Origin of the sequence: Spiroplasma endosymbiont of Melieria omissa (genome assembly GCF_964031175.1) — a bacterium.
Lineage (GTDB): Bacteria > Bacillota_I > Bacilli_A > Mycoplasmatales > VBWQ01 > Spiroplasma_E > Spiroplasma_E ixodetis_A.
Genome location: NZ_OZ035012.1, coordinates 205,871 through 231,516 on the forward strand (window position 1 = coordinate 205,871; position 25,646 = coordinate 231,516).

The window sequence follows — 25,646 nt, forward strand, 5'->3', positions numbered from 1 at the left end:
AAATAATATTATTTAAATAATTACCTAGTTACTGATATTTTTTATTTTTAATATTAGTAACATTTTTTCATATAAGGAAGTTTAAAAATAATTCCTTTATTTAATTGAACTAACTATTTAATTATGCAATAATATTGTATTGTATATAACTCAATTATTATTAAGGAGGCGCACAATGCGTGATGGATTAACTTTAAGATGTGAAGTTTGCAAAGAAGAAAATTATATTGCTGATCGTAATAAAAAAACTAAGCCTGAAAAATTAGAAACAAAAAAACATTGTTCTCGTTGTAATCAACATACACTACATAAAGAAAAGAAATAAGTTTTACTTATTTCTTTTCTTTAATTTGCAGTACAATATACTTAGTTATTAATTAATGATTTATTAAAAGGATTGAATTTAAAATGAAAAATTTAAATAAAAAAGAAATTATTGAAACAATATTAACCAAAAATAAAATAGATGCTATGTTATTTTACTCTCCCGAAAATCGCTTTTGATATAGTGATTTTATTTCAACGTTAGGTTATTTATTGATTAGCAAAAATGATGCAAATTTATTATTAGATGGAAGATATATTACTGAGGGAAAAGAAAATGCCAAAAATGTTAAATGCATTCAATTTAGTAATATTTTTACTTCGTTGAAAGATTTATTAAAATCACAAAAAATTAAAAAAATTGGTTTTGAAGCAGAATATATTACTATTGCTCAATTAGAAAATTGAAAGCAAGAAATTAAAGATATTGAATTTGTTCCAATTTATGTTAGTTCATTAAGAATGATTAAAGATGAAATCGAAATTGCACGAATTGCAAAAGCTTGTGCTATTGGTGATTTGGCTTTTAATGAAGTTTTAAGCTTTATCCGACCTGGTGTTAGTGAAAAAGATGTTGAAGATATAATATTACGTTCATTTGTTAAAAATGGTGCAACAAAAGCATCATTTGATACTATTGTTGCTTCTGGAGAAAGAGGAGCAATGCCTCATGGTAAAGCTAGTAATAAAAAAATTGGCAATAATGAGTTAATTACTTGTGACTTTGGTTGTGTATATGAAGGTTTTTGTTCAGATATGACTAGAACTTTTGCGATTGGTAAAGTTAATCCAAAATTAATTGAAATTCATGAAATAGTTAAGTCAGCACAAATGGCAGGAATTAAGGCTGTAAAACCAGGTATAGCTATTGGTGAAATTGATAAGATTTGTAGAGAATATATTAAAGAAAAGGGTTATGAACAATATTTTACTCATGGTACTGGTCATGGACTTGGTATTGAAATTCATGAATCACCTTGAGTTATTAAAAATGAATCTACTATTTTAGTTCCGGGAATGGTTATTACTGTTGAACCAGGTATTTATATTCCTAATTTAGGTGGTGTTAGAATTGAAGATGATATTTTAGTTACTAAAGATGGTTATCAAATTTTAACAAAATCATCTCGTGAAATTGATATTTGAAAGGAGAAAAAATAAAAATGATTAACGTTAATGATTTTAAACCAGGAATTACTTTTTTACATAATAAAACTGATATTTTAATAGTTATTGAATCAGCACATTCTAAAAGTGGACGTGGACAAGCGCATGTGAAAGTAAAAGCAAAAAATTTAAGAACACAAGCTATTATTAGTATTACTTTTACCGGTGGTGATACAGTTTATCCAGCTATTATTGATAAACGACCAGCAATTTATAGTTATGATGATGGTATGTATTCAGTTTTTATGGATAATGAAGATTATAATGAAATTAGGATTGATCAATCGCGCTTATCATGAGAAAAAAAATTTTTAGTTCCTGGTAATGAAGTATCATTAAGGGTTTATAAAAATTTAGAAATATTAGGTATTGATTTACCTCCTTCGGTAGTATTAGCGGTTGTTGATGCTCCACCAGGAGTAAATGGAAATAGTGTTTCTAATACGACAAAAACAGCTATTTTAGAAACTGGTTTACAATTACAAGTACCAATGTTTATTAATAATGGTGATAAAATTGTAGTAAGTACAGATGAAGGGAAATACAAAACTCGCGCTTAAGAAAGGTGAATATTATGGAAATACTTATTGAAGAAAGTAAAGTTGGAACATTAAAATTATCTTCGTTAGTTATTAAAAAATTTATTTATATGTTATTAATTAATGATAACTATCAATTAACATTAGAAGATGTTGAAGTTCTAATGTTAGAAACAAATGATATTACTGCTATTAATAATAATATTGTTGTGCGAATAAAATTAATTGTTAATCCAAATGAAGATTTAGTAAATTTAAAAAATAAAATTAATAATTTAATTTTAAGACGTACTGAATCAGCTTTAAATTTATTTTTATTAAATATTCATATAATATTTATTGCTCAAACTAAAGAAGTAGAAATCAACAATGCAAGAACAAAAGAAGATAACCCAGCATCATAAAAGAATTGGCATGATGGAAGTATTATATCAATATTTCCTTGAAGGCCAATCACAACAAGCATTTAAACAATTTCTTTTTGAAGAAGAAGGTAAGAGTTTAATTACTGAACAATGTGAGATATTAAATAAAATAATTGATTATGAATATGATTTAATAGATTTAATTAATAAAAATTTAAAACAAGGATGAGATTTTGAAAATTTAAAACCAATTGAACAAGCAATTTTAATTTTAGCAGTGTATGAAATTGTCCATACTAAAATAGATAAAAAAATTATTATTAATGAAGCTATTATTATAACTAAAACTTATTGTCCAAATGATGCTTATAAATACATTAATGGTGTTTTAGATAAAATAAATAAGTAATTATAACTAGTATATGATTGAATTTAGTTAATAACTATATTTCTAATATAAATATATTATATTATTTTAAAGATAGTTTTTATTTTATAATCCAATATTTTTGTTCAATATAACTATTTCTTTAAAATTAATAGTTAAAAAATAAAAAAATAAAGTATAATATACTTTAATAAACTTAATATAAGTTTTTACCCATTGTTTTTTTAAAACAAATGGGTTCTTTTGTTTTTAAAAAGGAGAAGTATATATGCCATTAACTAAAGAAGAATCTTTTTTACTATTAGATAAAGAAATTAATGAATTAGATGAAAAAATATCTTATATTGATAAAAAAAATACAGAATTAAAATTAAATATTTCATTAATCGAAGAGGAGGAATTTTTTACATTAGATGAAGAAATCAATGAATTAACTGGACAAATATTTGATGAAGAAGATAAAAATATAAAATTAATAGGAGAAATTAAAGTATTAGAAAAAAATATTAAAGTTCTAAAAAAACAAAAAAACAAAAAAATTGAAAACTAACTTTTTTAAATGTTTTTACTTTTGGTATTTTTAAATATTATAAAAACAAAAATATTGATAAGCAAATTAAAGAAATAAAAATTAATAGAGAATGTTTGAAACAAAGGATAAATAATAATAAAAATATTATTAAATTGTTAAAAATTAAAAAATTAAAAATTATTAAAAAAACTAATATTCTTTTAAAAAAATTATTTTTTGTTAATAATCGATTAATTAAAATTAATAAAGAATTTTTTCAACAGGTTCTTAGAACCTGTTTAGAATCTTTTCGAAAATAATGTAAAATGATTATATATTTTAAAATCAGAGGTATATATTATGCATAAAAATTATCCAAGTCATGTCACCAAAGAACAATTTGAGAACATAAAATCAATTTTAGAAAATAGCAAAAAGAAAACAAAACCAAGAAGTTTAGATTTATATGAAGTATTTTGTGCAATTTTATATGTATTAAAAAGTGGTTGTCAATGAAGAATGCTACCAAAAAATTTTCCAAAATGACAAACTGTATATTATTATTTTCAAATTTGAAGTAAAAATAACGGTAAAGAAGCTAGTGTATGGCAATTAATTTTAAAAAAAATTGGTTAAAAAAGTTCGTATCAACAATAATCGCAAAGAACAAACTAGTTTTTGTATAATTGATTCGCAAAGTGTTAAAAATACAGATACTACTGAAAATAAAGGTTATGATGCTGGTAAAAAGATTTCAGGAATAAAGCGTCATATTATTGTTGATTCTCAAGGTTTACCACATGCAATTTACATAACCACAGCAGAAAAAACAGATCGTAATAGCGCTATAATAATGATTGAAAATGAAAATGAAAATCTTTCTGCAGTTCAAAAAATAATAGTAGATGCTGGTTATACTGGTGAAAAATTTGCTTCTGAAATCAAAACAATCATAAATGCAAATGTTGAAATTATAAAACGCAATGAACTACATACTTTTGTAGTATTACCAAAAAGATGAATTGTAGAACGAAGCTTTGCTTGATTAGAAAAATACAGAAGATTATGAAAAAATTGTGAAAGAAAACTAAATACTAGTTTACAAATGGTTGTTCTTTCCTTTATTTCAGTTTTATTAAAAAGATTCTAAACAGGTTCTTAGATAATTTAAAAAATCAAATAGCAAAAATAGTAGATCCTATTAATAATGATTCTTCATTAGAACAAAATTCTTCTGGATATAATAGTGATGATGATGGTCATATTGAAGTACTTTCTGAATCCGAGCAAGAAGATGATATATTGTTAACTAAAGATAGTAATTTTAATGAAGAAGATGCTAAAATATTTGGAAGTTGTTGTTTTAGTCAAAATTTAATAAATAATTTTGCGAAAAGTTTTTCTACAGTACCTCCTATTTTACAACAAAGTATTTTAACTAGTTAAAATACTTTTTTTAAAACATATTAGTGAAAAAAATAAAAATAATAATTAAAAATAAAAAAGTAAGTATAATTTAATTTATAAACTAAATATAGTTTTTAACCTATTGCTTTATTTATAAGTAAATGGGTTTTTTTAATTTTAAAAGGAGAAAAAAATGTTAATCGAAAAAATTAATATATTAAAAAAAGCAAAAGAAGACTTGGATAAAGAAATATTTTTTATTGAGAAAAAAAGTGAAGAAATAGTTGAGCAAATTGAATCTTTAGAAAATAAAATTAAACGTTTAAAAAAACTAAAAAAATCAAAAAAAATACAACTATTTTCAAATATTAATAAACAAATTAAAGAAACAGAATTAAATATAAAAACTTTAATAGAAGAAATTGATGAAAATGAAAAAAATGCACAACCATTTAAAAATTCAAAATTAAATATTTTTGAAAATATTATTAATTTACAAGTCAGTTTGATTAATAAAATTACAAATGAAAAAAATGAAGAAATTTTTGATAAATTAAATTTTATTTCAGAAAATGAAATATCAAAGCAATTTGATGAAAAGAATCCTTTTTCTAGTAAAAAAGAATTAATTTCAAGAGTTAATAGTCAATATAGTGATCTTGGTTTTGAAAAAGATATTGAAAAAAATCAATCTTGTTTTAGTTTGCCAAATGAAGATAAAGCAGAAGAAAAATTAAGTTCTTCTTTGAGATCAATAAATTCTTTATGAAAAAAAAGATTTTAATTAAGAATGGATTTAAAAAGTTATTTTAAATAATAACTTTTTAAATTTATATATTAAATATAATTAATTATCAATGATATTATTGGCAATTAAATATAATAAATAAGTAACATTATGTACTTATTTATTTCAATGTTATAATTATTTTAAGATTAAATTTAAAAATATATAATTAGATTGGAAGTAAAAAATGATTCCCGAATATCGATTATTTAACCATCTTTTGCTTTTAAAAAGTAATTATTTTTTTAAGCGCGAAATTAAAAAAAAATTAGGTCATTTAAAAGCAAAAGATTATCGTAATACTTATAACTTAATATTTAATAGTAATCAAAATTTAATGTTTATGAAAATAATAAGTGTTTATTTATATTTCAATAAAATTTCTTATAAAGAATATTTAAGATTAGTTGCAAATTTTATATTAACTATTTCTGCTTTAATTCCTACTTTTAAGCGTCAAGAAAAACAGTTAGATGATTATCAAAATGCCAAGGAACTTTTATTATTACTTGGATGTAAAGATCAAATAAAAGTTTGGTTTGATGATACTTCAAAAGTAGTAGTACCTGATTTTTTGATAAATAATTCTAATTTGAAAAAAGAAAGTTTGCTAATAATTAAAAGATTGGTAAATATTAGTGGTAATATTTTTATTAATTTAACTAAGAATGAAACAAACATAAAAAATAATTATGAGTTTGGAAGTTTATTAATGTTATTTTATTTATTGGATTTAGAAACTAGAAAAACATTGCTGACAAAAGATAGTACTGATTTAAATTTAAAAGCTTTTTTTTCATATGAAACTTTATTTACTAATAAGTTGATAATTTTAGATGAATTGGTTAAATGCGCTATGCGTTTAGAACAAACTAATTTTAATTTTTATATTAGAATAATGAATTATTCTTTGTTAGGAAATTATCAATAAATTAAGGAGAAAAAATATGAATAATTATGATGTAAAAGTTGATAATATTAAAAGTAAATTTTTAAATATTAATAAAGATATTATTATTGCTTTACCTTCTATTTATGATCAAAATATTGCTTATGAAGTTTATTTAGTTTTTATAATGGGAGCTTACCGATGTTGTCAATAATATTCAAATTTGTCTTAAAATTATAAAGTTAGACGAGAATAATTTTGACTTCAATATGCAATTGTACGTTAATCTTAACACTTGAAAAATATTAGTCAACAATAATACTTACTTTTATAACTCAAAAATTCTTATTAAAGTAAACTTTAATAAGTTTTATTTTATTTTTGGTTTTTTTAAAATCTTTAATTTTAATTTATAATAATTGGATGGCAGTATTTATTTGATAGCATTTAAAATTAACCATTTTTGTATACATATCAATGTTATAGGTTCTATCACCAATCATATGTTTTAAAATTTGTTTAATATTAGTTTCAGTAAAGCAACCAATATTTTCAACTAGTGCTTGGTTTAATACACCATCTTTTGCATTAATAAAATAACCAACTTTTAATTTTTTATATTGCAAAGTTAATGATTGTAAAAAATCAATTAATTCATAATATTGACCTTTGGCAAATAAATTTATTGCATTTTCATAGTGTAATTTATCAATTTTATTTTTTCTTCTTCCAGCCATTATTCCAAGAAATAAAACATGAAAAGCATGAAATTTATCTAAAATAAATTTAGCATTTAAAATTGTAGCAGTTTTTCTAATTCATTTTGCACTATCTCCACAAACTATTAAATTTGCTTGGTCAAAGTTTTCAAAATATAAATTACCATATGTTTGAATTAATTTAGCTGTTTTTTCTGCACCAATTTCTGTTTTTGATACTCTTATTTTACATACAGCTCTTTTATTAATTAATTTTCCATTTTCTTTTTACCAGTACAAAATACTAGTAATCTCATAGAACATTTTTTACAATTTTTAGTATTATGTTTTTCATTAAACTTAAATTTTCTATGTCCATCATCAATATTTATATATAAAGTGGATGGGTTACACTTTATTGGACACTAATTACGTAGACAAGTGAACAAATTAGTTGAAAGAAAGGAACTATAATTATGGCCAATATTAATTCATATACCGATGAATTTAAAAAACAAATAGTAGCTTTATATCAAAGCGGCAAATCAGTATCTTACCTTGCTAAAGAATATAATGTTACAAGAGCAGCTACTTATAATTGAATTAAGCAATTTACTAATTCAGGTAGTTTTAAAGCTAAAGATAATCGTTCTGTTGAAGAAAATGAATTAATTAAATTAAGAAAAGAATTAAAACAATTACGAATGGAAAATGATATTTTAAAGCAAGCAGCACTAATAATAGGCAGAAAATAGAAATTATTACAAACAATAAGTTTAAATATAAAATTCGCACAATGTGTCATTTTTTAAAAATTTCTAAATCAACATATTATTTTAATTTAAAGAAAAAAGAAAATAAAATTCAAAATAATATTTATGATGAAGCTATTATTAGTGCTTTTAAAGAAAATAAATGTGTTTATGGAACAAGAAGATTAAAAGTAATATTAGAAAACCAAGAAATTTATTTATCAAGACGAAAAATTAAAGAAATTATGAATAAGCATAATTTAATATCAAAATACACTAAATTATCATTCAAAAATCATAATAACAAAGTAAATGATGAAAAAATCACTAATCTTGTGAATAGAAACTTTAATAATAGGCTTAAAAATGAAGTTATTGTCAGTGATTTAACTTATGTTCAAGTTAATGGTAAATGAAACTATATTTGCTTATTAATTGACCTATTTAACCGCGAAATTATTGGACATAGTGTAGGTACTAGAAAAGATGCCTTATTAGTACATCAAGCATTTATGCAATCAAATCGCTGTTTAAAAGATATTCAAATATTTCATAGTGATTGTGGTAATGAATTTAATAATAAAATTATTGATAAACTTTTACTAGCATTCAATATTACTCGCTCTTTAAGCAAAAAAGGTTGTCCTTATGACAATGCTGTTGCTGAAGCAACTTTTAAAACTTTCAAAACTGAATTTATTAATGATAAAAATTTTAGATCATTAATCCAATTAAAATTAGAATTATTTGATTACATCAATTGATACAACAACATAAGAATCCACAGCACTTTAAACTACTTAACTCCAGTTAATTATCAAAAACAAATGTCTACCAAAAAATAGTCCTAAAAAGTGTTGCCATTCCAACAACATAAGAATCCACAGCACTTTAAACTACTTAACTCCAGTTAATTATCAAAAACAAATGTCTACCAAAAAATAGTCCTAAAAAGTGTTGCCATTCCAAATTTCTTTAATTTTCATATTTTTACTTTCATAAGCTTCTATTACTTTTCTTCGTAAGTCTTCACTGTATGGTTTTGGCATAATTTAATCTTCCTAATCTATTTTAATTATTGCTGAATTGTACTTTTAAATTCAAAAACTGTTTAAATTACATATTATTATTTTACATTATTTATGAGTAAATATTACTTTAGTTAGCTATATATAGTGTTTACAATAAAAACACCTCCAATTTATCTAAAGAAATACAAATTAAAAAAAGAAAGTTATTTAAATAAAGAAATAAATTATAAGCAAAAATAATATATAAAATTCTAGTAATACTATAAAAATAATAAAAAAATATTAGATAATAAAAAAAGAGTCTGAGACTCTTTTTTTATTATATTAACGTTTTGAAAATTGTGGTGCTTTTCTGGCTGCTTTTAAACCATATTTTTTACGTTCTTTTTTACGTGCATCACGAGTTAATAATCCAAATTGTCTTAATAATGTTCGATAATCTTCTGACACCTTAACTAAAACATTAGATAAAGCTAAACGTGCTGCACCAGCTTGACCAGTTCTTCCGCCGCCTTCAACTTTGATATTAATATCAAAGTTTTCTAACGTATTAGTTACTTTTAAAGGCAATAACATATCTTGAACTAAGATTTCTTGTTCTAAATATTTTAAAGGCTCAAAACCATTAATTAATATTTTTGATTGACCAGTATTTTTTAAATGAACACGGGCAGTTGACGTTTTACGTCCGCCTGAACTTGAATAAGTTACGGGTTTATTAGATGTTGTCATAAAAGTCTACTCCTCTTGACCTAATATTAAAACTTCAGGGTTTTGGGCTTGATGTTGATGTTGATCATGGTTATAAACATGAAGATGTGTAAATTGCTTACGACCTAAGGTAGTATTTGGTAGCATACCCTTAATCGCTATTTCTACTAATTCAGAAGCATCTTTACAAATCATACTTTGTGCATTACGTACACGTAATCCACCAGGATATTGTGAATGGTTATAGTACTTCTTATCTTGTAATTTATTACCTGTTAATTTAATTTTGTTTGCATTAATAATGATGATATAATCTCCACAATCTAAATGTGGTGTAAATGAAGGTTTATTTTTACCACGCAATATCATTGCAACTTTAGTTGCAAGACGTCCTAAAATTAAACCACTGGCATCAATAACATATCATTTTTTTTCAATGTTACTGAAATTCATTGTTGTTTGACGCATTTTTTTCTCCTTACAGTGTAATTTTTACCGGGACTACATTGCTTAAAGCATTAATAATTATATAGAAACTTATTTAAAAAAACAAGTATTATCAAAGATTTAATAATTATTTTTACACAAAATTATAGATTACAAAATAAAATAACTAACTTTTATAAAAATATTTATTTTTTAAAAATATAATATTATTTTCTAAAAATAATTACCATTAAACATTTTTTATTATAGACTTACTGCATAACTAGTTAACTTTTCATTTTTTTGTTATTATTAAAATAAAATTTGAATAGTTAAGGATAAATTTTATGACATATTTTGAATTAAAAGATAAACCGGATCAATATTTTCGTAAAATAGTTGGTATTAATAAACTAGTTTTTAATGAAATTTTAAATATTTTATTAGATCATCAAAATCTAAAAAATACCACTGGTGGAAGGCCATATAAAATGTCAATAGAAGATAGACTAGTAATGACTTTAAGATATTTATATGAAAATCGTACATATCATAGTATTGGTGCTGAGTATGATATGGTTGATACTACTGCTTTACGAAATATTCGTTCAATTGAAGACATTTTAATAAATAATAATAAGTTTAATAATTTAACAAATAAAAATATTTTTTTAAAAAGAAGAATTCAAAAATAAAATTTTGATAATTGATGTAACAGAAGTAGAAACAGAACGACCAAAATATAATCAAAAAAATTGATTTTCTGGCAAAAAATGAATGCATACTGTTAAGTTTCAAACCATAATTAATGCACATACTAATGAAATTTTAAATATTTTTCCTGATACTGGTAAAAATCATGATTTTAAAACTTTTAAAAATTCAAAGTTAGAATTTTTGTCAGAAACTGTAATTCTTGCAGATAAAGGTTATCAAGGTTTACAAAAAATTCATAGTAATACATTTTTACCCATTAAAACTAGTAAAAATAATCCTAAAACAAGTAAAATTAAAATTTTTAATAAGATTATTAATAAAACTCGCAGAAAAATTGAACATGTTTTTGCATTTTTAAAATGTTTTAAAATTATTGGTTATAAATTTAGAAAAGGTAGAAAACGAATATTTTTAAGATTTAATTTAATTGCAGGATTTTATAATTTATCATTAAAACTTAAAAACGTTATGCAGTAAGTCTTAAATATTTGTATTTCATTTTGTTATATGTTATTTTTTTGTATAATAGTTTGTAAAGTATAAAATAATTATCAAAGAAGGTTATTATGAAAAAGAATGTATATATATTAAAAAATTTAGATGACACTAATACTCTTGCCAAAATAATTGCTAAAATTGCTAAACCAAATTTAATTTTATTATTAAATGGTCCGCTTGGTAGTGGTAAAACGCAAATTACTAAATTAATTGGTAATTTACTTGGAGTTAAAAATATTATTAATTCACCAACTTTTATTATTTGAAATAAGTATCAAACTAAATATGAATGAAATTTAATTCATATGGATGCTTATCGTTTAATTAATCCTCATTTAGAAGAATATTATGAAATAATGATGAATAATTTTATGATAGTTGAATGATCAGAAAGATTAAAAATTAATTTTAATAATTATTCATATATTGCTATAGATTTTAAAATTATTGATATTAATAGTAGACAAATAGTTATTAATACTAATCTTCTTACAAAAGAGGAAGAAAAGTATTTATTTGACGCATTAAAAAAAATATAGAATTTTATACTTGTATATGAAAGTAATTAAGCATAATACTATTAATAGTACTTTGACTAATTAAACCAAGTTTTTGATATTGTTTTAATACTTCTAAAGTATAATTATTATCATTAACAGGATAATAATTATTTAAACCTCAAAGTAAACCAGCAAATAATACTAATGAACCAATAGCAATTGGACTAAAAGCATAATACACAACAGTTATTTTACGATTATGATATCCGATTAAAGAAGCAAATAATCATCCTGTGACAAAAGCAATCATTCAATATAATAATGTCACTACTTGTTGATCAGTTATAAATCAAAATATTAACATTAATAAAATAGTTGTAAAGAAACGACTCATGATTGGAGTTTTAAATAATTTATAATTTCAAATGAAAGGTAACATTGCTCCTAATGAAATTACAGGAAAAACTCAAAATCCTGACATTATATTAATATTATCAACAACACTTTGTAAAATACCGGTTAGAATCATTGCACCAATTCAAATGAAAATTGCTTTTCATCATCCATAAAATCCTTCAACAAATCTTCCAACACGATAAAACATTCAAAGTGAAAATATTAAATTAATAGGAGCTGAAGGATTTATATCATTACCAGCAAATGGATAAATTAATCACCTTCAATATTGATAAGCACCAAATATTAAGTTATGATAATTGGCACCAAAAAGCAAATGTTGTTGTTTATAATCTAATGCTAATCAATCATCTTGACTAAGATTTATAATTACTAGAAAAACAACAAGTGTAATAATAGGAATTATAAAAAGAAATCAGGTAACTGCCAAATTAGCATTAGTACATTTTTTTAATGTTTCGCTTAAGTAACGACGGTTTTGAAAATTAACTTTTTTTCAATTATCACTTAAAGTTTCAGTACTATTATCTTCATTAGTCTCTTCATTATTTTCAGTTTCAGTTTCAAGTTGGGGTAAGTCTACCTTAATAAATTTAGTAATACTAGGATAAAATTTAGATAATTCTTGAACAATTTTATCACTAGTAGCAATAATAACATCAACTGCTGGTGACATTCGATTTTCGTTTTGGTTATCATCATTTAAGATAACCATTAAATAAAGAATATCTTTAACACCTTCATCTGCTAATTGTTTATGTAAAATTTCATAAACTTCATCTTTGTTTTTTAAATGGTGAGGATTAAAATTATTTTCTTTAATAATTTTAATGATATGATAAGTATTACTATCTTTATTAGTTAGATATACTTCACCTTTAACATTTAGTTTTAATTTTTTAGGAACATTAAATGGTCGATAATCTTGATGACTAATAAAATAATCAACTAATTGTAAACCTAAAATATCTAGAATATTATCATCCATTATTTAACACTTTCCTTTCGTAATAATTGTAATTTATTTTCAAAAAAATCAGGTAAATTACATTCAAAAGTCATAACTTTTTTAGTTGTGGGATGAGTAAAAGTAATGACTTTAGCATGTAAGTATTGTCCAATATTAGCATTTTCCAATTTAAACTTGCTGTATAAAGGGTCATTTACAATTGGATGTTCAATTCACTCAAAATGAACACGAATTTGGTGTGTTCGACCAGTTTCTAATTGACATTGAACTAAAGTATAGTCTTTAAATCGCTCAATAACTGTAAAATGAGTAGTTGCTTTCTTACTATTTTGTTCATTGACCATCATTTTTAGACGATTATTATTGCTTCTAGCAATAGGCGCTTTAATGGTTCCTGATCTACCTTTAATTGTACCATGAACTAATGCAATATAAATTCGTTTAATTTCATGTTTTTGTAATTGTTCTGCTAAAATATGATGACTAATTTTATTTTTAGCTACTAATAATAATCCTGTCGTTTGTTTGTCAATACGATGAACAATGCCTGGACGTAAATTATTTTCTTCAATATTTTCAATTTTAGATTGGAATAATAATCCGTTAACTAAAGTATTATCTCAATTACCTGCTCCTGGGTGGACAACCAAATTACTAGGTTTGTTAATAACAAGAATTTCATTATCCTCATAAACTATTTCAAAATCAATTGCAGTTGCTTTTAAAGTGTTCTCTTTGTCATTATTAATAATAATATTTATTTCATCATTATTTTTTAATAATAAGTTAGCTGATGAAATAGTTTTATTATTAACTATTACTTGCCCATTAGTGATTAAATTTTGGATAAAATTTCGTGAATAATGATGTTCTGTTAATACCATTGCTAAATATTTGTCGATGCGGATATTTTTGTTTTCATGATATTTTAGTTTTATCATCTTTTGATTTTCTGTCATTGATGATTGTTGTAAATGTTCCATTGTTGACTTCATTATTGTGTTCTCCAAACTTTTCTTGATAGGCATTAATTATGGTTCCAATAATTATTTGTAGAATAATAATTGTGATACCAATGGTAATGAATATATCCGCAGTATTAAAAATAGTATATGGTGGGAATAGTTGTCATAATAAAAAGTCAATAACACCACCTTTGTGTAAAAATCTATCTGTTAAATTACCAATTGTTCCTGCAATAACAAAACTGAGACCTAGTGCTCTGTTAATAGATTTAGTAAATAATAGTCAGGTGCTACTAGCAATTGCTACTAGAAAAGCAAAAGTTATTAGAAAGATTCTTTGATTTTGAAAAAAACTAAAAGCAGAACCATAATTAATAATAAATTTTAAATTAATAAATCCGGGTATGAATTTATATTCTTCACCAGCTTTTATTCCATTTTGTACTGCTAATTTTATCATTTGATCAGTGACAATTAGAATAATAATTGCGCAAAAACAAATTATTTTAGTTAATCATTTTCAATCACGTGTTTTTAAATGATTTTTAATTGCTAATCAAGAAAATTCCATAATTACTTCTTTCTAAACTAATATTAGTTATTTACATTATTAAGGATAACACTTCAAAACAACGATTACAAACATCTTCTTTTGTTTCATTAACAATTAATCAACAGCGAGGACATTTAGTACCATCTTTTGTTTTAACATTAATAGTTCAATCATTAACGTTGCTATTATTATAATTAATATTAACTTCACTAACAATTAATAATTGTGCTAATTCTTTTTCATCAATTGTTGATAAGATATTATGATTATCTTTAAAAATAATAGTTACTATTGTTTCTAGGGCTGTTTTAACAATTTTGTCTTTTTTAGTTTGTTCAATAACTTTATTAACTTCATTTTTAAAGTTAATAAAATATTCTCATTTTTCTATTAGTTTTGTTGGTTTGTTTAAATTTCATGGTTGTGGAAATTTTTTTAAATGAATAGAATCACTGCTTGTGTTTAAATCTTTTTTAGTTAAACTTTGGAATGCTTCTTCAGTAGTGTGTGGTAAAATAGGGGCTAATAAACCAATTAAAGTTTTTACTATTAAAAACATTGTTATTTGTACTTGTTTTCTTCTAATGTCATTTTTGCTATTAACATATAAAATATCTTTAGTAAAATCACAATAAAAAGCAGACAAATCATTAGTAACAAAATTTAAAATTAAATGATAGATAGTATTAAATTGGTAAGTTTGATAATTTTCATTAATTTTAGTCACTAATCCGTTTAATTTATTTAAAATATATTGATCAACTTCTGATAAACTATTAATAATTTCTTCTTCTGTTTTATTTTCAATAGTTTTGATATCTAAATCAAATAAATTACCTAGTAAGAACCGAAAAATATTTCTGATTTTACGATAGTTTTCACTAACTTGTTTTAAAATTTCAGTACCAATTCTTGTATCATCAGTAAAATCAACACTGGCTACTCATAATCGTAAAATATCAGCACCATTAGTATCACAAATTGATTTAACACTAATAACATTACCAATTGATTTTGACATTTTATTGCCTTTAGCATCAGTTACAAAACCATGTGCTAACAAGTTTTTATAGGGACTACTATTATTAGTAATAGTTCCTGTTGTTAAACTTGAATTAAATCAACCACGAAATTGATCATTACCTTCCAAATATAAATCTGCTGGTCAAGGTAAATTATTATTTTTAATAACTGCTAAGTGGGAAACACCACTATCATATCAAACATCCATGATATCTTGTTCTTTATAAAAAATACCATTTGGGCTATCTTTATGTTGATATTTAGGTGGTAATAAATCTTTTGCTTCTTTTTCAAATCAAATATTTGAACCATGTTTAGAAAATAAATCAGCCACATGATTAATAAGGTTTATATCCATGATTGGTTCTTTTTTTTCAGTGTAAAAAATTGGAATTGGTAATCCTCAAGCACGTTGACGAGAAATGCATCAATCATAGCGATTATTTGTCATTAATAACATTCTTTTTTTTGCTCATTCAGGAACAAAATTTACTTTATTAATATTTTTAGTAAGTAATGGTTTGATTTTTTCAATAGCGATAAATCATTGTAAAGTAGCACGATAAATAACGGGTTTTTTAGTTCGTCAATCATGTGGATATTGATGTTTAAATCATTTCATACCAATTAATGTACCATTATTTTTTAAGCGTTCAAGAATAATTTTATTAGTATCATCATAAAACTTATTGACTAATTGTTCATCATTGATTTCTGCTGTAAATTGACCTTGATCATTAATTGGACAAAGAATTTTGATATTATGTTTTAATCCTAAATCAAAATCTTCTTCACCAAATGCTGGAGCAGTATGAACAATTCCAGTTCCATCATTTATAGTAACATGAGAACCATGAACAATTGGGGTTTTTCTTTGATATAATGGATGTAATGCTGTTAATCCAATTAAATCTTTACCAGAAATTGTTTTAACAATTATAAAATCGGTGATGTTGTTTGCTTTAGTAAAAGAATCAATCAATGGTTGTGCAATAATATATTGTTGTTCATTAGTCTTAATAATACTATATGTAAATTCTTCATTTACTGCTAACATTTGATTGCTAGGAATGGTTCATGGTGTTGTTGTTCAAATTACTAGTGAGGTAGGTAAGTTAAATATTTTTTTTTCATCATTTAGTAAAAAGGCAACATAAATAGCAGCACTAGTTTTTGTTAAATATTCAACTTCAGCTTCAGCTAAGGCACTTTCACTTGATGGTGATCAATATACAGGATATAAATTACGATATACTAGTTTTTTTTCTACCATTTTAGCAAAAACTTTAATTTGTTCAGATTCATATTTTTTATCATAAGTAACATAATGATCTTCAAAATCTGTTAATAATCCTAATGTTTTAAATTGATTAATTTGATTAGCAACTTGCAGTTCTGCATATTTTTGACATTGTTTTCTAAAATCTGATACTGCTATTGTTTTACGATTAATTCCTGAATTAGTAACTGCTGTTTCAATAGGTAAACCATGCGTATCTCAACCTGCAATATAGGGTGCATAATAATTGCTACTATTATAATAGCGAACAATAATATCTTTTAAAATTTTATTTAATGCATGTCCTAAATGTAGATCACCGTTAGCATATGGAGGTCCATCATGAAGGATAAAAGTTTTCGTAGATTTTTTATTTATGTTAATTAGTTGTTGATATATTTTTTGGTCTTGTCAATATTTTTGTAGTTGTGGTTCTTTTATAGTTAAATTAGCACGCATTTCAAAGTTAGTTTGAGGCATTAATAATGTATCTTTATAGTTTTTATTCATGTATATTATTCTCCTTTAAAATAACAAGTTTTATTTGTACTAATTATTCTTTTTTATTCTTAAATCATTATACTAGTAATTACTTGAAATTTGTATAATATTTACTTTATTTTAATAATAAGATTTTATAAAACTTAAAAGTTAAAAATATTACTTTTAGTGAGTATTATTTTATAATAAAGTATAAACTTATTAAAGTTTATAAAAAATATTTTTTTAATAATGTTAAAAAAGAGGTTAATGAATAATGTTAAAAATTTTTATTTCATATCATCACTTAAGAGAACAAAAAGCAAAGGATGAATTATCAGAATTAATTTTGCAATGTTATGGAGAATATTTTGAAGTGAAAGACGTATCTGTAAAACTAGGTGATATTGATCCGCAATCGCCTCCTAAAAAGATATTTAAAACTATTAGAGAAGAATATGTAAAAGATTCAGATATTACTATAGTTATTTTAGGAAAACATACAAAATGTAGAAAACATATTGATTGAGAAATTGCAGCTTCATTATCAATATATGGTAGCCTCCATCGAAGGGGAAAAAATGGTTTATTAATATTTTTAACTGATGATTTTATTAAAAAAGCAAAAAAAATTGTGATTTTAATGATAATGATTACAAAACTTTAATTAATGAACAAAATTCTACTCCAAGAATTTATAAAAATGTAATAAATAACTATGCAATTGTTGAAAGTTTTTCAAATGTAGTTTCAAATCCTTTAAAGTTAAAAAAATTACTTGATAAATGTCAAAATAAAGTTAAAACCGAAAAATTGAAAAAAAAATTTGATTTCTTCAAAGAAATAAATTTGTTTGAAGAAAATATAGAAGATTGTCCAAAAAAATTTAAAAATAAACTAAATTGTTGTTTTTTTTCACAAAAACAAAAATCAAAAAAAATATTTTTTGAAGAAGTTAAAACTGAAGTTAATAATAAGGAACATTATTCTGAAGATCTTTTTAGTTATGAAAATATTTTTAAAGATTTTCATTTTTTTTATTAAAAATTAAAGAATAGACTTACTGCATAACTAGTTAACTTTTCATTTTTTTGTTATTATTAAAATAAAATTTGAATAGTTAAGGATAAATTTTATGACATATTTTGAATTAAAAGATAAACCGGATCAATATTTTCGTAAAATAGTTGGTATTAATAAACTAGTTTTTAATGAAATTTTAAATATTTTATTAGATCATCAAAATCTAAAAAATACCACTGGTGGAAGGCCATATAAAATGTCAATAGAAGATAGACTAGTAATGACTTTAAGATATTTATATGAAAATCGTACATATCATAGTATTGGTGCTGAGTATGATATGGTTGATACTACTGCTTTACGAAATATTCGTTCAATTGAAGACATTTTAATAAATAATAATAAGTTTAATAATTTAACAAATAAAAATATTTTTTTAAAAAGAAGAATTCAAAAATAAAATTTTGATAATTGATGTAACAGAAGTAGAAACAGAACGACCAAAATATAATCAAAAAGATTGATTTTCTGGCAAAAAATGAATGCATACTGTTAAGTTTCAAACCATAATTAATGCACATACTAATGAAATTTTAAATATTTTTCCTGATACTGGTAAAAATCATGATTTTAAAACTTTTAAAAATTCAAAGTTAGAATTTTTGTCAGAAACTGTAATTCTTGCAGATAAAGGTTATCAAGGTTTACAAAAAATTCATAGTAATACATTTTTACCCATTAAAACTAGTAAAAATAATCCTAAAACAAGTAAAATTAAAATTTTTAATAAGATTATTAATAAAACTCGCAGAAAAATTGAACATGTTTTTGCATTTTTAAAAGTTTTAAAATTATTGGTTATAAATTTAGAAAAGGTAGAAAACGAATATTTTTAAGATTTAATTTAATTGCAGGATTTTATAATTTATCATTAAAACTTAAAAACGTTATGCAGTAAGTCTAATATAGTTTTTTATCAATTATTCAAGAAATTTTATGTAACTCAGAATGTTGTTTTAAATAATATTTTTAATTACAAAAAATAAATAATTAAATACTAATTAAGCATATAGTTGTATATTAATAGTTAATTATAAATATCAAAAATATATAAAATTAAAACCTTTTTAATTTTTTTTAGTAAATAAAACTAAAAAAACTTTATTTTAGTAGTATAATAAAAATACTTACTTAGTTAAGGGTAAGTAAATATTCATTGCGGTTGGCACCTAACAGTGAATAGGAGTTACCATTATTGGTAACTCTTTTATTTTAAATAATTATTATATACCTCAAAATTTAATAATATTTAAATTATTTATATAATATGAAAATAAAAAAATATTGTAAAAATTTCTAAAATTTGGTAAAAAATAAGTGTAAAACTAAATATAGTTTTTTAACCCATTGCTTTGTTTGTAAGTAAATGGGTTTTATTTTACTAAGAACCTGTTTAGGATCTTTTTTGATTAATTTTTAATAAAATTTATATTATAATGGTTATTTTATAATAAAAAATAGATTTTTAGTCGATAAGTTTTCAAATGATAAAATCTTTTTAACAAAAAAATGAAAAAGAAAATAAATTATTGGTTAAGTACCTATTTATAAATGATTATTTCTTGTTTTAGTTAAATTCTATTAAAAAGATCCTAAACAGGTTCTAAGAAGGTGTATAAAATGCGTGATAATGATAAAAGAAAATCGACAACATTTCAGCGAATAATGGAAAATAATCCAGAAAATATTTTTGCTCAAAGTGATGCTCGTATAAAAGAAAGACATGGTGGCTTTACAATAAATCTTTCTAAGAACCTGTTTAGAATCTTTTCGAAAATAATGTAAAATGATTATATATTTTAAAATCAGAGGTATATATTATGCATAAAAATTATCCAAGTCATGTCACCAAAGAACAATTTGAGAACATAAAAACAATTTTAGAAAATAGCAAAAAGAAAACAAAACCAAGAAGTTTAGATTTATATGAAGTATTTTGTGCAATTTTATATGTATTAAAAAGTGGTTGTCAATGAAGAATGCTACCAAAAAATTTTCCAAAATGACAAACTGTATATTATTATTTTCAAATTTGAAGTAAAAATAACGGTAAAGAAGCTAGTTTATGGCAATTAATTTTAAAAAAAATTGGTTAAAAAAGTTCGTATCAACAATAATCGCAAAGAACAAACTAGTTTTTGTATAATTGATTCGCAAAGTGTTAAAAATACAGATACTACTGAAAATAAAGGTTATGATGCTGGTAAAAAGATTTCAGGAATAAAGCGTCATATTATTGTTGATTCTCAAGGTTTACCACATGCAATTTACATAACCACAGCAGAAAAAACAGATCGTAATAGCGCTATAATAATGATTGAAAATGAAAAAGAAAATCTTTCTGCAGTTCAAAAAATAATAGTAGATGCTGGTTATACTGGTGAAAAATTTGCTTCTGAAATCAAAACAATCATAAATGCAAATGTTGAAATTATAAAACGCAATGAACTACATACTTTTGTAGTATTACCAAAAAGATGAATTGTAGAACGAAGCTTTGCTTGATTAGAAAAATACAGAAGATTATGAAAAAATTGTGAAAAAAAACTAAATACTAGTTTACAAATGGTTGTTCTTTCCTTTATTTCAGTTTTATTAAAAAGATTCTAAACAGGTTCTAAGATTGAAAATAAAATAAAAAATGATAGTCCAAATCCAACTTTTGATGGTGAGGAAGGTTTGGAAGAGTCTGATGATGATTCATTAAATGATGATAGTGATGAAGAATTTTTTGATGTTTTCGAAGAACTTAATAGTGAAGATTCATTACATAATATTGATGGTGATTCAAGTATTAGTAAAAAATATATGTATAATTGTGTCACAATTTTAGGTAATAAGGCAATACTTAATAAACAAAATAAATAAAAATTAATTAATTAAAAAGTTAAGATTTGAAAAAGAGGAAAGAAAAATTAGAATAGATTCTTTGATTGAAAACAATAATGCTACTATTGAAAAAATAAGAAATGAACTTGAAAATGCTCACAAAAATTTAGAAAAAATAAATAAGGATATATCTAGTACTAGTATGTCTGAAGAAATGCGTATTAATAAAGTTAGAGAATATGTTGAAATTAAATATAAAATAAAAGAAAACAAAAAACAATTAAAAAAATTAATTAAAGATAATGAAAAAAATTTAGAATATAGAATTATATAGCTAACTAAAGTAATGTTTACTCATAAATAATGTAAAATAATAATATGTAATTTAAACAGTTTTTGAATTTAAAAGTACAATTCAGCAATAATTAAAATAGATTAGGAAGATTAAATTATGCCAAAACCATACAGTGAAGACTTACGAAGAAAAGTAATAGAAGCTTATGAAAGTAAAAATATGAAAATTAAAGAAATTTGTAAAGTGTTCAATATCACTAGAAAGACTTTATTTTTATGAAGAAAAAGAAAAAAAGAAACTGGGCATATAAAACCAATTTTGAATTATCAAAAAGGACATAGCCACAAAATAAAGTATTTAGATGAATTAAAAAATTATTTAGCAGAAAATAAAGATGTTACAGTTCAAAAAGTAATTGATAAATTTGGAAATATGACTAAAGAAACAGTTTATAACTATTTTAAAAAACTAAATTATACATATAAAAAAAACTTTTCTATATGAACAAAGAGATAAAAATAAACAAGAAGATTTTTTAAAAGAAATAGCTAAAATAATGAATGAAGATTTAGTATATATTGATGAATCTGGAATTGATGATAATGAATTTTATAAATATGGTTGATCTGAAAAAGGTAAAAGATTATTTGATAATAAACCCGCATATAAAATAAAGAGAATGAGTATAATTGGTTCACTAAATAAAGGTAAATTAAAAGCCTTATGAGCATTTGAAGGACATTGCAATAGTAAAATTTTTGAATCATATGTTAAAAATAAACTAATTCCAGTATTAAAGCGTGGACAAATTATAGTTTTAGATAATGCAACGTTTCATAAATCTAAATTAACACAACAATTAATTGAAAATGCTGGATGCAAACTATTATTTCTTCCGCCATATTCTCCTAATTTAAATCCAATTGAACATTTTTGATTTGCTATAAAACATAATATAAGAAAAATATTACCAAATTATTGACCAAATATTAAAAAAGCGATTGATTTTGTTTTTCAAGATATGAGTAAACATTACTTTAGTTAGCTATAAATGATAATTATATAAAGGCATTAAAAGATAATATAACCAAACTTGAAACTGAAATTGAAAAAGATTTAAATGAATCAAAAATTATTAACACAAAAGGAGTTAAAGAATTAATTGCTAATTCTGCTTCTTTCAATAAAACTTCTGACTTTAAAAAAATTAAAAATGAAGAATTTATGCCAAGAATGAAATGTGATTCTATATTAGTTAAAAAATTCAGAGAAGAAGCACAAAATAAAAAATGGTTATTAACAACTTTAGTTCATAATGATGGATCAATCACTGAAGAAGTAATATATTTTGAAAGTGGTCATGATGATCAACTTCAAGTTTGAACGCAAATAAAAAAATATAATGATGTTAATGAATATAAAAATGATCATTTATTATTTGAAAAAATTTCAGATAATAAACATAATGTAACTTTTTCTAAAAAACCAATTAAAGAATTTCTTTTAGATTTAGAAACAAAAAAAAGTAAAATTTTAAAATCAGAATGAATATTGTGTATTTCCCTTACTTTATTAAGTATTAGAACCTGTTTAGGATCTTTTTTGATTAATTTTTAATAAAATTTATATTATAATGGTTATTTTATAATAAAAAATAGATTTTTAGTCGATAAGTTTTCAAATGATAAAATCTTTTTAACAAAAAAATGAAAAAGAAAATAAATTATTGGTTAAGTACCTATTTATAAATGATTATTTCTTGTTTTAGTTAAATTCTATTAAAAAGATCCTAAACAGGTTCTTACACTTTTAGCGATACCTGTTGCTGTACCAGCATTAGTTCCTATTATATCAACAATATTATGAGAAAAAACTTTATTATCAATAATTGGAATTGGTCTTGCTTGAATTGTTAATAAAGGAATATGAACTCTTGCATCAGAAAAAACCAAAAAAGTTGAATTATGAATGAAAAAAAAGTTTTTTTTCATGAATGGGTAAAATAAAAATTTTTAATATTAATAAAAAAATTGCTAAAACAAAAGAAGAAGTAGACATTAAAAATAATGTTAGAAAGTTAATAGAAAATTTAAAAAGTGACAAAATAGATATTGAATTATCATCAAAGTTTTCAATTTTAAAAGATTTATTAAATGATAGAAAAGATAAAACAATAGGCAAAGTGATGAATATTGATTATGAGGTAATAACTAAAACTAAAAAAGATGTTACAATTCCACTTGCTACAAATTCATCTAGTTCTCTTGATATAAGTTCAGTTAACGCTCTTGACAATCAACCTAGAACAAGTACTAGAGAAATGAGCCATTTAGGCCCTTCTACAAGTTAAGGTTAATTTTATAGTTATTTTTTAAAAAAGTGACTTTTATTAAATTTTTCTATGTATATTTTTTATAAAAATATATAATTTTATTGAGTATTTAAGGTAGAAAAAATATTCAAAAAAGAGGAAGGAGCTATAAAATTGTTATGAAAAAAAATAATCAAAATTTTACTAAAGAAGAAATAGCTGCATATGATAAAAACGTTGATAGAAAAAACAAAGCAATTAATAATTTAGCTAGAAAACAAAATGTTTGTCATGTTCTTGAACTTGATCAAAATAAATCAAAAATAAATAGTGAATCTTCTGCAAGTGAAAGCAAAAGTTCTAGCAGTAAAAACAGTAATCAATTATAAAGTTATAAACTTTTTAATTAAAATAAACTTCATAATGAAGTTTATTTTAATTTTTGTTGCCAATTTTCAATCAACATCATATACTTTATAAAATGTAAAAGTTTTAGAAATTTAATATAATAAATATTTATAAATTAAATATAGTTATTAACTCATTGCTTTGCTTAAAAATAAAACTAAAAGAGTTACATCATGAATAAAGAAAAAATTCTCTTTGTTAACTAATGAAATGTTTAAAAATAAAGTAGAACCAGAAACAAAAAATAAAATAAATAAACTAATAGAAAATTTAAAAAATGAAAAATTAGATATTAAATTATCAACGCAGTTTTCTATTTTAAAAGATGAATTAAATAATAGAAAAAATAAAATAAATAAATAAGATAGATGAGTTAATAAGTAGTGAAACAATACTAAAAATTAAAAATAATATAACATCAGTTAATACAGGTTTTGGTAAAGATGAGATTAATTCTTGGAATGGCAACACTTTTTAGGACTATTTTTTGGTAGACATTTGTTTTTGATAATTAACTGGAGTTAAGTAGTTTAAAGTGCTGTGGATTCTTATGTTGTTGTATCAATTGATGTAATCAAATAATTCTAATTTTAATTGGATTAATGATCTAAAATTTTTATCATTAATAAATTCAGTTTTGAAAGTTTTAAAAGTTGCTTCAGCAACAACAGCATTGTCATAAGGACAACCTTTTTTGCTTAAAGAGCGAGTAATATTGAATGCTAGTAAAAGTTTATCAATAATTTTATTATTAAATTCATTACCACAATCACTATGAAATATTTGAATATCTTTTAAACAGCGATTTGATTGCATAAATGCTTGATGTACTAATAAGGCATCTTTTCTAGTACCTACACTATGTCCAATAATTTCGCGGTTAAATAGGTCAATTAATAAGCAAATATAGTTTCATTTACCATTAACTTGAAGATAAGTTAAATCACTGACAATAACTTCATTTTTAAGCCTATTATTAAAGTTTCTATTCACAAGATTAGTGATTTTTTCATCATTTACTTTGTTATTATGATTTTTGAATGATAATTTAGTGTATTTTGATATTAGACTTACTGCATAACTAGTTAACTTTTCATTTTTTTGTTATTATTAAAATAAAATTTGAATAGTTAAGGATAAATTTTATGACATATTTTGAATTAAAAGATAAACCGGATCAATATTTTCGTAAAATAGCTGGTATTAATAAACTAGTTTTTAATGAAATTTTAAATATTTTATTAGATCATCAAAATGGATGGGTTACACTTTATTGGACACTAATTACGTAGACAAGTGAACAAATTAGTTGAAAGAAAGGAA

General features: G+C 22.7%; 39 protein-coding genes. 30 read left to right on the forward strand and 9 right to left on the reverse strand.

Features of this window, described 5'->3' with window-relative positions; translation table 4 throughout:
- Nucleotides 1–175 precede the first annotated feature (175 nt).
- The 11 genes from rpmG to ACQH26_RS01370 all read left to right on the forward strand — a co-directional run bounded on the left by rpmG (nt 176) and on the right by ACQH26_RS01370 (nt 6,591).
- The gene (gene rpmG / locus ACQH26_RS01320) at nt 176–325 is read left to right on the forward strand and encodes a 50S ribosomal protein L33 (RefSeq protein ID WP_174481164.1); all 150 of its coding nucleotides are present in this window, start codon (nt 176–178) and stop codon (nt 323–325) included.
- An 83-nt stretch (nt 326–408) separates the two neighbouring features.
- Entirely contained in the window at nt 409–1,485 is a 1,077-nt protein-coding gene (locus ACQH26_RS01325; protein WP_425382613.1) for a M24 family metallopeptidase, read from the forward strand.
- 2 nt (nt 1,486–1,487) lie between these two features.
- Nucleotides 1,488–2,051 (forward strand): elongation factor P, encoded by a 564-nt coding sequence (gene efp / locus ACQH26_RS01330; protein ID WP_425382614.1) that lies wholly within the window; start codon nt 1,488–1,490, stop codon nt 2,049–2,051.
- Nucleotides 2,052–2,065: 14 nt separating this feature from the next.
- Nucleotides 2,066–2,434 carry a hypothetical protein gene (locus ACQH26_RS01335; RefSeq protein WP_252320429.1) on the forward strand — a complete coding sequence of 123 codons (369 nt, stop codon included), beginning with the start codon at nt 2,066–2,068 and terminating at the stop codon, nt 2,432–2,434.
- Entirely contained in the window at nt 2,400–2,804 is a 405-nt protein-coding gene (gene nusB, locus ACQH26_RS01340; RefSeq protein WP_425382615.1) for a transcription antitermination factor NusB, read from the forward strand. The genes ACQH26_RS01335 and nusB overlap by 35 nt, the downstream gene beginning before the upstream one ends.
- 247 nt (nt 2,805–3,051) lie before the next feature.
- Nucleotides 3,052–3,333, forward strand: a complete 282-nt coding sequence (locus ACQH26_RS01345) for a hypothetical protein (RefSeq protein ID WP_425382616.1) — start codon at nt 3,052–3,054, stop codon at nt 3,331–3,333.
- Between the two features lie 321 nt (nt 3,334–3,654).
- A protein-coding gene (locus ACQH26_RS01350; RefSeq protein ID WP_425382617.1) for an IS5 family transposase occupies nt 3,655–4,444 on the forward strand; the annotation gives its coding sequence in 2 pieces (ribosomal slippage) (nt 3,655–3,915 and nt 3,917–4,444; 789 coding nt in all).
- Nucleotides 4,445–4,596: 152 nt separating this feature from the next.
- Nucleotides 4,597–4,740 (forward strand): hypothetical protein, encoded by a 144-nt coding sequence (locus tag ACQH26_RS01355; RefSeq protein WP_425382618.1) that lies wholly within the window; start codon nt 4,597–4,599, stop codon nt 4,738–4,740.
- A 154-nt stretch (nt 4,741–4,894) separates the two neighbouring features.
- Complete coding sequence (locus tag ACQH26_RS01360; protein WP_425382619.1) at nt 4,895–5,485, forward strand: hypothetical protein; 591 nt, start codon at nt 4,895–4,897, stop codon at nt 5,483–5,485.
- A 346-nt stretch (nt 5,486–5,831) separates the two neighbouring features.
- Nucleotides 5,832–6,419, forward strand: coding sequence for a hypothetical protein (locus tag ACQH26_RS01365; RefSeq protein ID WP_425382620.1), 588 nt, complete (start codon nt 5,832–5,834; stop codon nt 6,417–6,419).
- Nucleotides 6,420–6,435: 16 nt separating this feature from the next.
- Entirely contained in the window at nt 6,436–6,591 is a 156-nt protein-coding gene (locus ACQH26_RS01370) for a hypothetical protein (protein ID WP_425382621.1), read from the forward strand.
- Between the two features lie 196 nt (nt 6,592–6,787).
- On the opposite strand, the gene ACQH26_RS01375 is transcribed toward ACQH26_RS01370, so the two are convergent.
- Entirely contained in the window at nt 6,788–7,114 is a 327-nt protein-coding gene (locus ACQH26_RS01375) for a hypothetical protein (protein ID WP_425382622.1), read from the reverse strand.
- Nucleotides 7,115–7,551: 437 nt separating this feature from the next.
- Between ACQH26_RS01375 and ACQH26_RS01380 the strand changes: the two genes are divergently transcribed.
- Nucleotides 7,552–8,672 (forward strand): IS3 family transposase gene (locus ACQH26_RS01380; protein WP_425381867.1). Its coding sequence is split into 2 segments (ribosomal slippage): nt 7,552–7,822 and nt 7,822–8,672, totalling 1,122 coding nucleotides; the frame shifts between segments, so codons are not numbered across the junction.
- Nucleotides 8,673–9,182: 510 nt separating this feature from the next.
- Here the strand turns inward: ACQH26_RS01380 and rpsI are convergent.
- Together rpsI and rplM are read right to left on the reverse strand one after the other, a co-directional pair.
- Nucleotides 9,183–9,590, reverse strand: a complete 408-nt coding sequence (gene rpsI / locus ACQH26_RS01385; RefSeq protein ID WP_425382623.1) for a 30S ribosomal protein S9 — start codon at nt 9,588–9,590, stop codon at nt 9,183–9,185.
- Nucleotides 9,591–9,596: 6 nt separating this feature from the next.
- Complete coding sequence (rplM, locus tag ACQH26_RS01390) at nt 9,597–10,037, reverse strand: 50S ribosomal protein L13 (RefSeq protein ID WP_425382624.1); 441 nt, start codon at nt 10,035–10,037, stop codon at nt 9,597–9,599.
- A 305-nt stretch (nt 10,038–10,342) separates the two neighbouring features.
- On the opposite strand from rplM, the gene ACQH26_RS01395 reads away from it, so the two are divergent.
- From ACQH26_RS01395 to tsaE, 3 genes are all read left to right on the forward strand, one after another.
- Nucleotides 10,343–10,690 (forward strand): transposase family protein, encoded by a 348-nt coding sequence (locus ACQH26_RS01395; protein WP_425381897.1) that lies wholly within the window; start codon nt 10,343–10,345, stop codon nt 10,688–10,690.
- A 4-nt stretch (nt 10,691–10,694) separates the two neighbouring features.
- The gene (locus tag ACQH26_RS01400; protein WP_425382625.1) at nt 10,695–11,189 is read left to right on the forward strand and encodes a transposase family protein; all 495 of its coding nucleotides are present in this window, start codon (nt 10,695–10,697) and stop codon (nt 11,187–11,189) included.
- A gap of 89 nt (nt 11,190–11,278) precedes the next feature.
- On the forward strand, nt 11,279–11,749 hold the full coding sequence (tsaE, locus tag ACQH26_RS01405; RefSeq protein ID WP_425382626.1) for a tRNA (adenosine(37)-N6)-threonylcarbamoyltransferase complex ATPase subunit type 1 TsaE: 471 nt from the start codon (nt 11,279–11,281) through the stop codon (nt 11,747–11,749).
- Between the two features lie 4 nt (nt 11,750–11,753).
- Here the strand turns inward: tsaE and ACQH26_RS01410 are convergent, their stop codons facing one another.
- Genes ACQH26_RS01410 through ileS form a run of 4 tightly spaced genes read right to left on the reverse strand, consistent with a single transcriptional unit; the run spans nt 11,754 to nt 17,427 of the window.
- A complete protein-coding gene (locus ACQH26_RS01410) occupies nt 11,754–13,115 on the reverse strand; it encodes a hypothetical protein (RefSeq protein WP_425382627.1) in 1,362 nt (453 codons plus the stop codon).
- Nucleotides 13,115–14,038 carry an RluA family pseudouridine synthase gene (locus tag ACQH26_RS01415; protein WP_425383060.1) on the reverse strand — a complete coding sequence of 308 codons (924 nt, stop codon included), beginning with the start codon at nt 14,036–14,038 and terminating at the stop codon, nt 13,115–13,117. The genes ACQH26_RS01410 and ACQH26_RS01415 overlap by 1 nt, the downstream gene beginning before the upstream one ends.
- On the reverse strand, nt 13,926–14,633 hold the full coding sequence (lspA, locus tag ACQH26_RS01420) for a signal peptidase II (RefSeq protein WP_425382628.1): 708 nt from the start codon (nt 14,631–14,633) through the stop codon (nt 13,926–13,928). The genes ACQH26_RS01415 and lspA overlap by 113 nt, the downstream gene beginning before the upstream one ends.
- Before the next feature lie 31 nt (nt 14,634–14,664).
- On the reverse strand, nt 14,665–17,427 hold the full coding sequence (ileS, locus tag ACQH26_RS01425) for an isoleucine--tRNA ligase (protein WP_425382629.1): 2,763 nt from the start codon (nt 17,425–17,427) through the stop codon (nt 14,665–14,667).
- A gap of 247 nt (nt 17,428–17,674) precedes the next feature.
- Here ileS and ACQH26_RS01430 point away from each other — a divergent pair, with 247 nt between their 5' ends.
- The 11 genes from ACQH26_RS01430 (at nt 17,675) to ACQH26_RS01480 (ending at nt 23,221) form a co-directional block, all read left to right on the forward strand.
- Nucleotides 17,675–18,064: a TIR domain-containing protein gene (locus ACQH26_RS01430; RefSeq protein WP_425382630.1), complete on the forward strand. Its 390-nt coding sequence runs from the start codon at nt 17,675–17,677 to the stop codon at nt 18,062–18,064.
- Between the two features lie 146 nt (nt 18,065–18,210).
- Nucleotides 18,211–18,441 carry a hypothetical protein gene (locus ACQH26_RS01435; RefSeq protein ID WP_425382631.1) on the forward strand — a complete coding sequence of 77 codons (231 nt, stop codon included), beginning with the start codon at nt 18,211–18,213 and terminating at the stop codon, nt 18,439–18,441.
- A 91-nt stretch (nt 18,442–18,532) separates the two neighbouring features.
- Nucleotides 18,533–18,880, forward strand: coding sequence for a transposase family protein (locus ACQH26_RS01440; RefSeq protein WP_425381897.1), 348 nt, complete (start codon nt 18,533–18,535; stop codon nt 18,878–18,880).
- Between the two features lie 4 nt (nt 18,881–18,884).
- Nucleotides 18,885–19,316: a transposase family protein gene (locus ACQH26_RS01445; protein WP_425382632.1), complete on the forward strand. Its 432-nt coding sequence runs from the start codon at nt 18,885–18,887 to the stop codon at nt 19,314–19,316.
- Between the two features lie 784 nt (nt 19,317–20,100).
- Nucleotides 20,101–20,265: a hypothetical protein gene (locus tag ACQH26_RS01450; protein WP_425382633.1), complete on the forward strand. Its 165-nt coding sequence runs from the start codon at nt 20,101–20,103 to the stop codon at nt 20,263–20,265.
- A gap of 35 nt (nt 20,266–20,300) precedes the next feature.
- A protein-coding gene (locus tag ACQH26_RS01455; RefSeq protein ID WP_425382634.1) for an IS5 family transposase occupies nt 20,301–21,090 on the forward strand; the annotation gives its coding sequence in 2 pieces (ribosomal slippage) (nt 20,301–20,561 and nt 20,563–21,090; 789 coding nt in all).
- A 69-nt stretch (nt 21,091–21,159) separates the two neighbouring features.
- Complete coding sequence (locus ACQH26_RS01460; RefSeq protein ID WP_425382635.1) at nt 21,160–21,348, forward strand: hypothetical protein; 189 nt, start codon at nt 21,160–21,162, stop codon at nt 21,346–21,348.
- 61 nt (nt 21,349–21,409) lie between these two features.
- Nucleotides 21,410–21,643, forward strand: coding sequence for a hypothetical protein (locus ACQH26_RS01465; protein ID WP_425382636.1), 234 nt, complete (start codon nt 21,410–21,412; stop codon nt 21,641–21,643).
- A 117-nt stretch (nt 21,644–21,760) separates the two neighbouring features.
- Nucleotides 21,761–22,120: a helix-turn-helix domain-containing protein gene (locus ACQH26_RS01470; RefSeq protein ID WP_425382637.1), complete on the forward strand. Its 360-nt coding sequence runs from the start codon at nt 21,761–21,763 to the stop codon at nt 22,118–22,120.
- Nucleotides 22,121–22,160: 40 nt separating this feature from the next.
- Nucleotides 22,161–22,649 carry an IS630 family transposase gene (locus ACQH26_RS01475; RefSeq protein WP_425381862.1) on the forward strand — a complete coding sequence of 163 codons (489 nt, stop codon included), beginning with the start codon at nt 22,161–22,163 and terminating at the stop codon, nt 22,647–22,649.
- A gap of 179 nt (nt 22,650–22,828) precedes the next feature.
- Nucleotides 22,829–23,221, forward strand: a complete 393-nt coding sequence (locus ACQH26_RS01480; protein ID WP_425382638.1) for a hypothetical protein — start codon at nt 22,829–22,831, stop codon at nt 23,219–23,221.
- 161 nt (nt 23,222–23,382) lie between these two features.
- Here ACQH26_RS01480 and ACQH26_RS01485 read toward each other — a convergent pair whose 3' ends face one another.
- Nucleotides 23,383–23,556 (reverse strand): hypothetical protein, encoded by a 174-nt coding sequence (locus ACQH26_RS01485; RefSeq protein WP_425382639.1) that lies wholly within the window; start codon nt 23,554–23,556, stop codon nt 23,383–23,385.
- Between the two features lie 41 nt (nt 23,557–23,597).
- Here ACQH26_RS01485 and ACQH26_RS01490 point away from each other — a divergent pair, with 41 nt between their 5' ends.
- The 3 genes from ACQH26_RS01490 (at nt 23,598) to ACQH26_RS01500 (ending at nt 24,686) form a co-directional block, all read left to right on the forward strand.
- Entirely contained in the window at nt 23,598–23,954 is a 357-nt protein-coding gene (locus tag ACQH26_RS01490) for a hypothetical protein (RefSeq protein WP_425382640.1), read from the forward strand.
- Between the two features lie 140 nt (nt 23,955–24,094).
- Nucleotides 24,095–24,304, forward strand: a complete 210-nt coding sequence (locus tag ACQH26_RS01495; protein ID WP_425382641.1) for a hypothetical protein — start codon at nt 24,095–24,097, stop codon at nt 24,302–24,304.
- A 214-nt stretch (nt 24,305–24,518) separates the two neighbouring features.
- The gene (locus ACQH26_RS01500; protein WP_425382642.1) at nt 24,519–24,686 is read left to right on the forward strand and encodes a hypothetical protein; all 168 of its coding nucleotides are present in this window, start codon (nt 24,519–24,521) and stop codon (nt 24,684–24,686) included.
- Nucleotides 24,687–24,803: 117 nt separating this feature from the next.
- On the opposite strand, the gene ACQH26_RS01505 is transcribed toward ACQH26_RS01500, so the two are convergent.
- Complete coding sequence (locus ACQH26_RS01505) at nt 24,804–25,316, reverse strand: IS3 family transposase (RefSeq protein ID WP_425382643.1); 513 nt, start codon at nt 25,314–25,316, stop codon at nt 24,804–24,806.
- Nucleotides 25,317–25,468: 152 nt separating this feature from the next.
- Between ACQH26_RS01505 and ACQH26_RS01510 the strand changes: the two genes are divergently transcribed.
- A complete protein-coding gene (locus tag ACQH26_RS01510; protein ID WP_425382644.1) occupies nt 25,469–25,615 on the forward strand; it encodes a hypothetical protein in 147 nt (48 codons plus the stop codon).
- Nucleotides 25,616–25,646 lie beyond the last annotated feature (31 nt).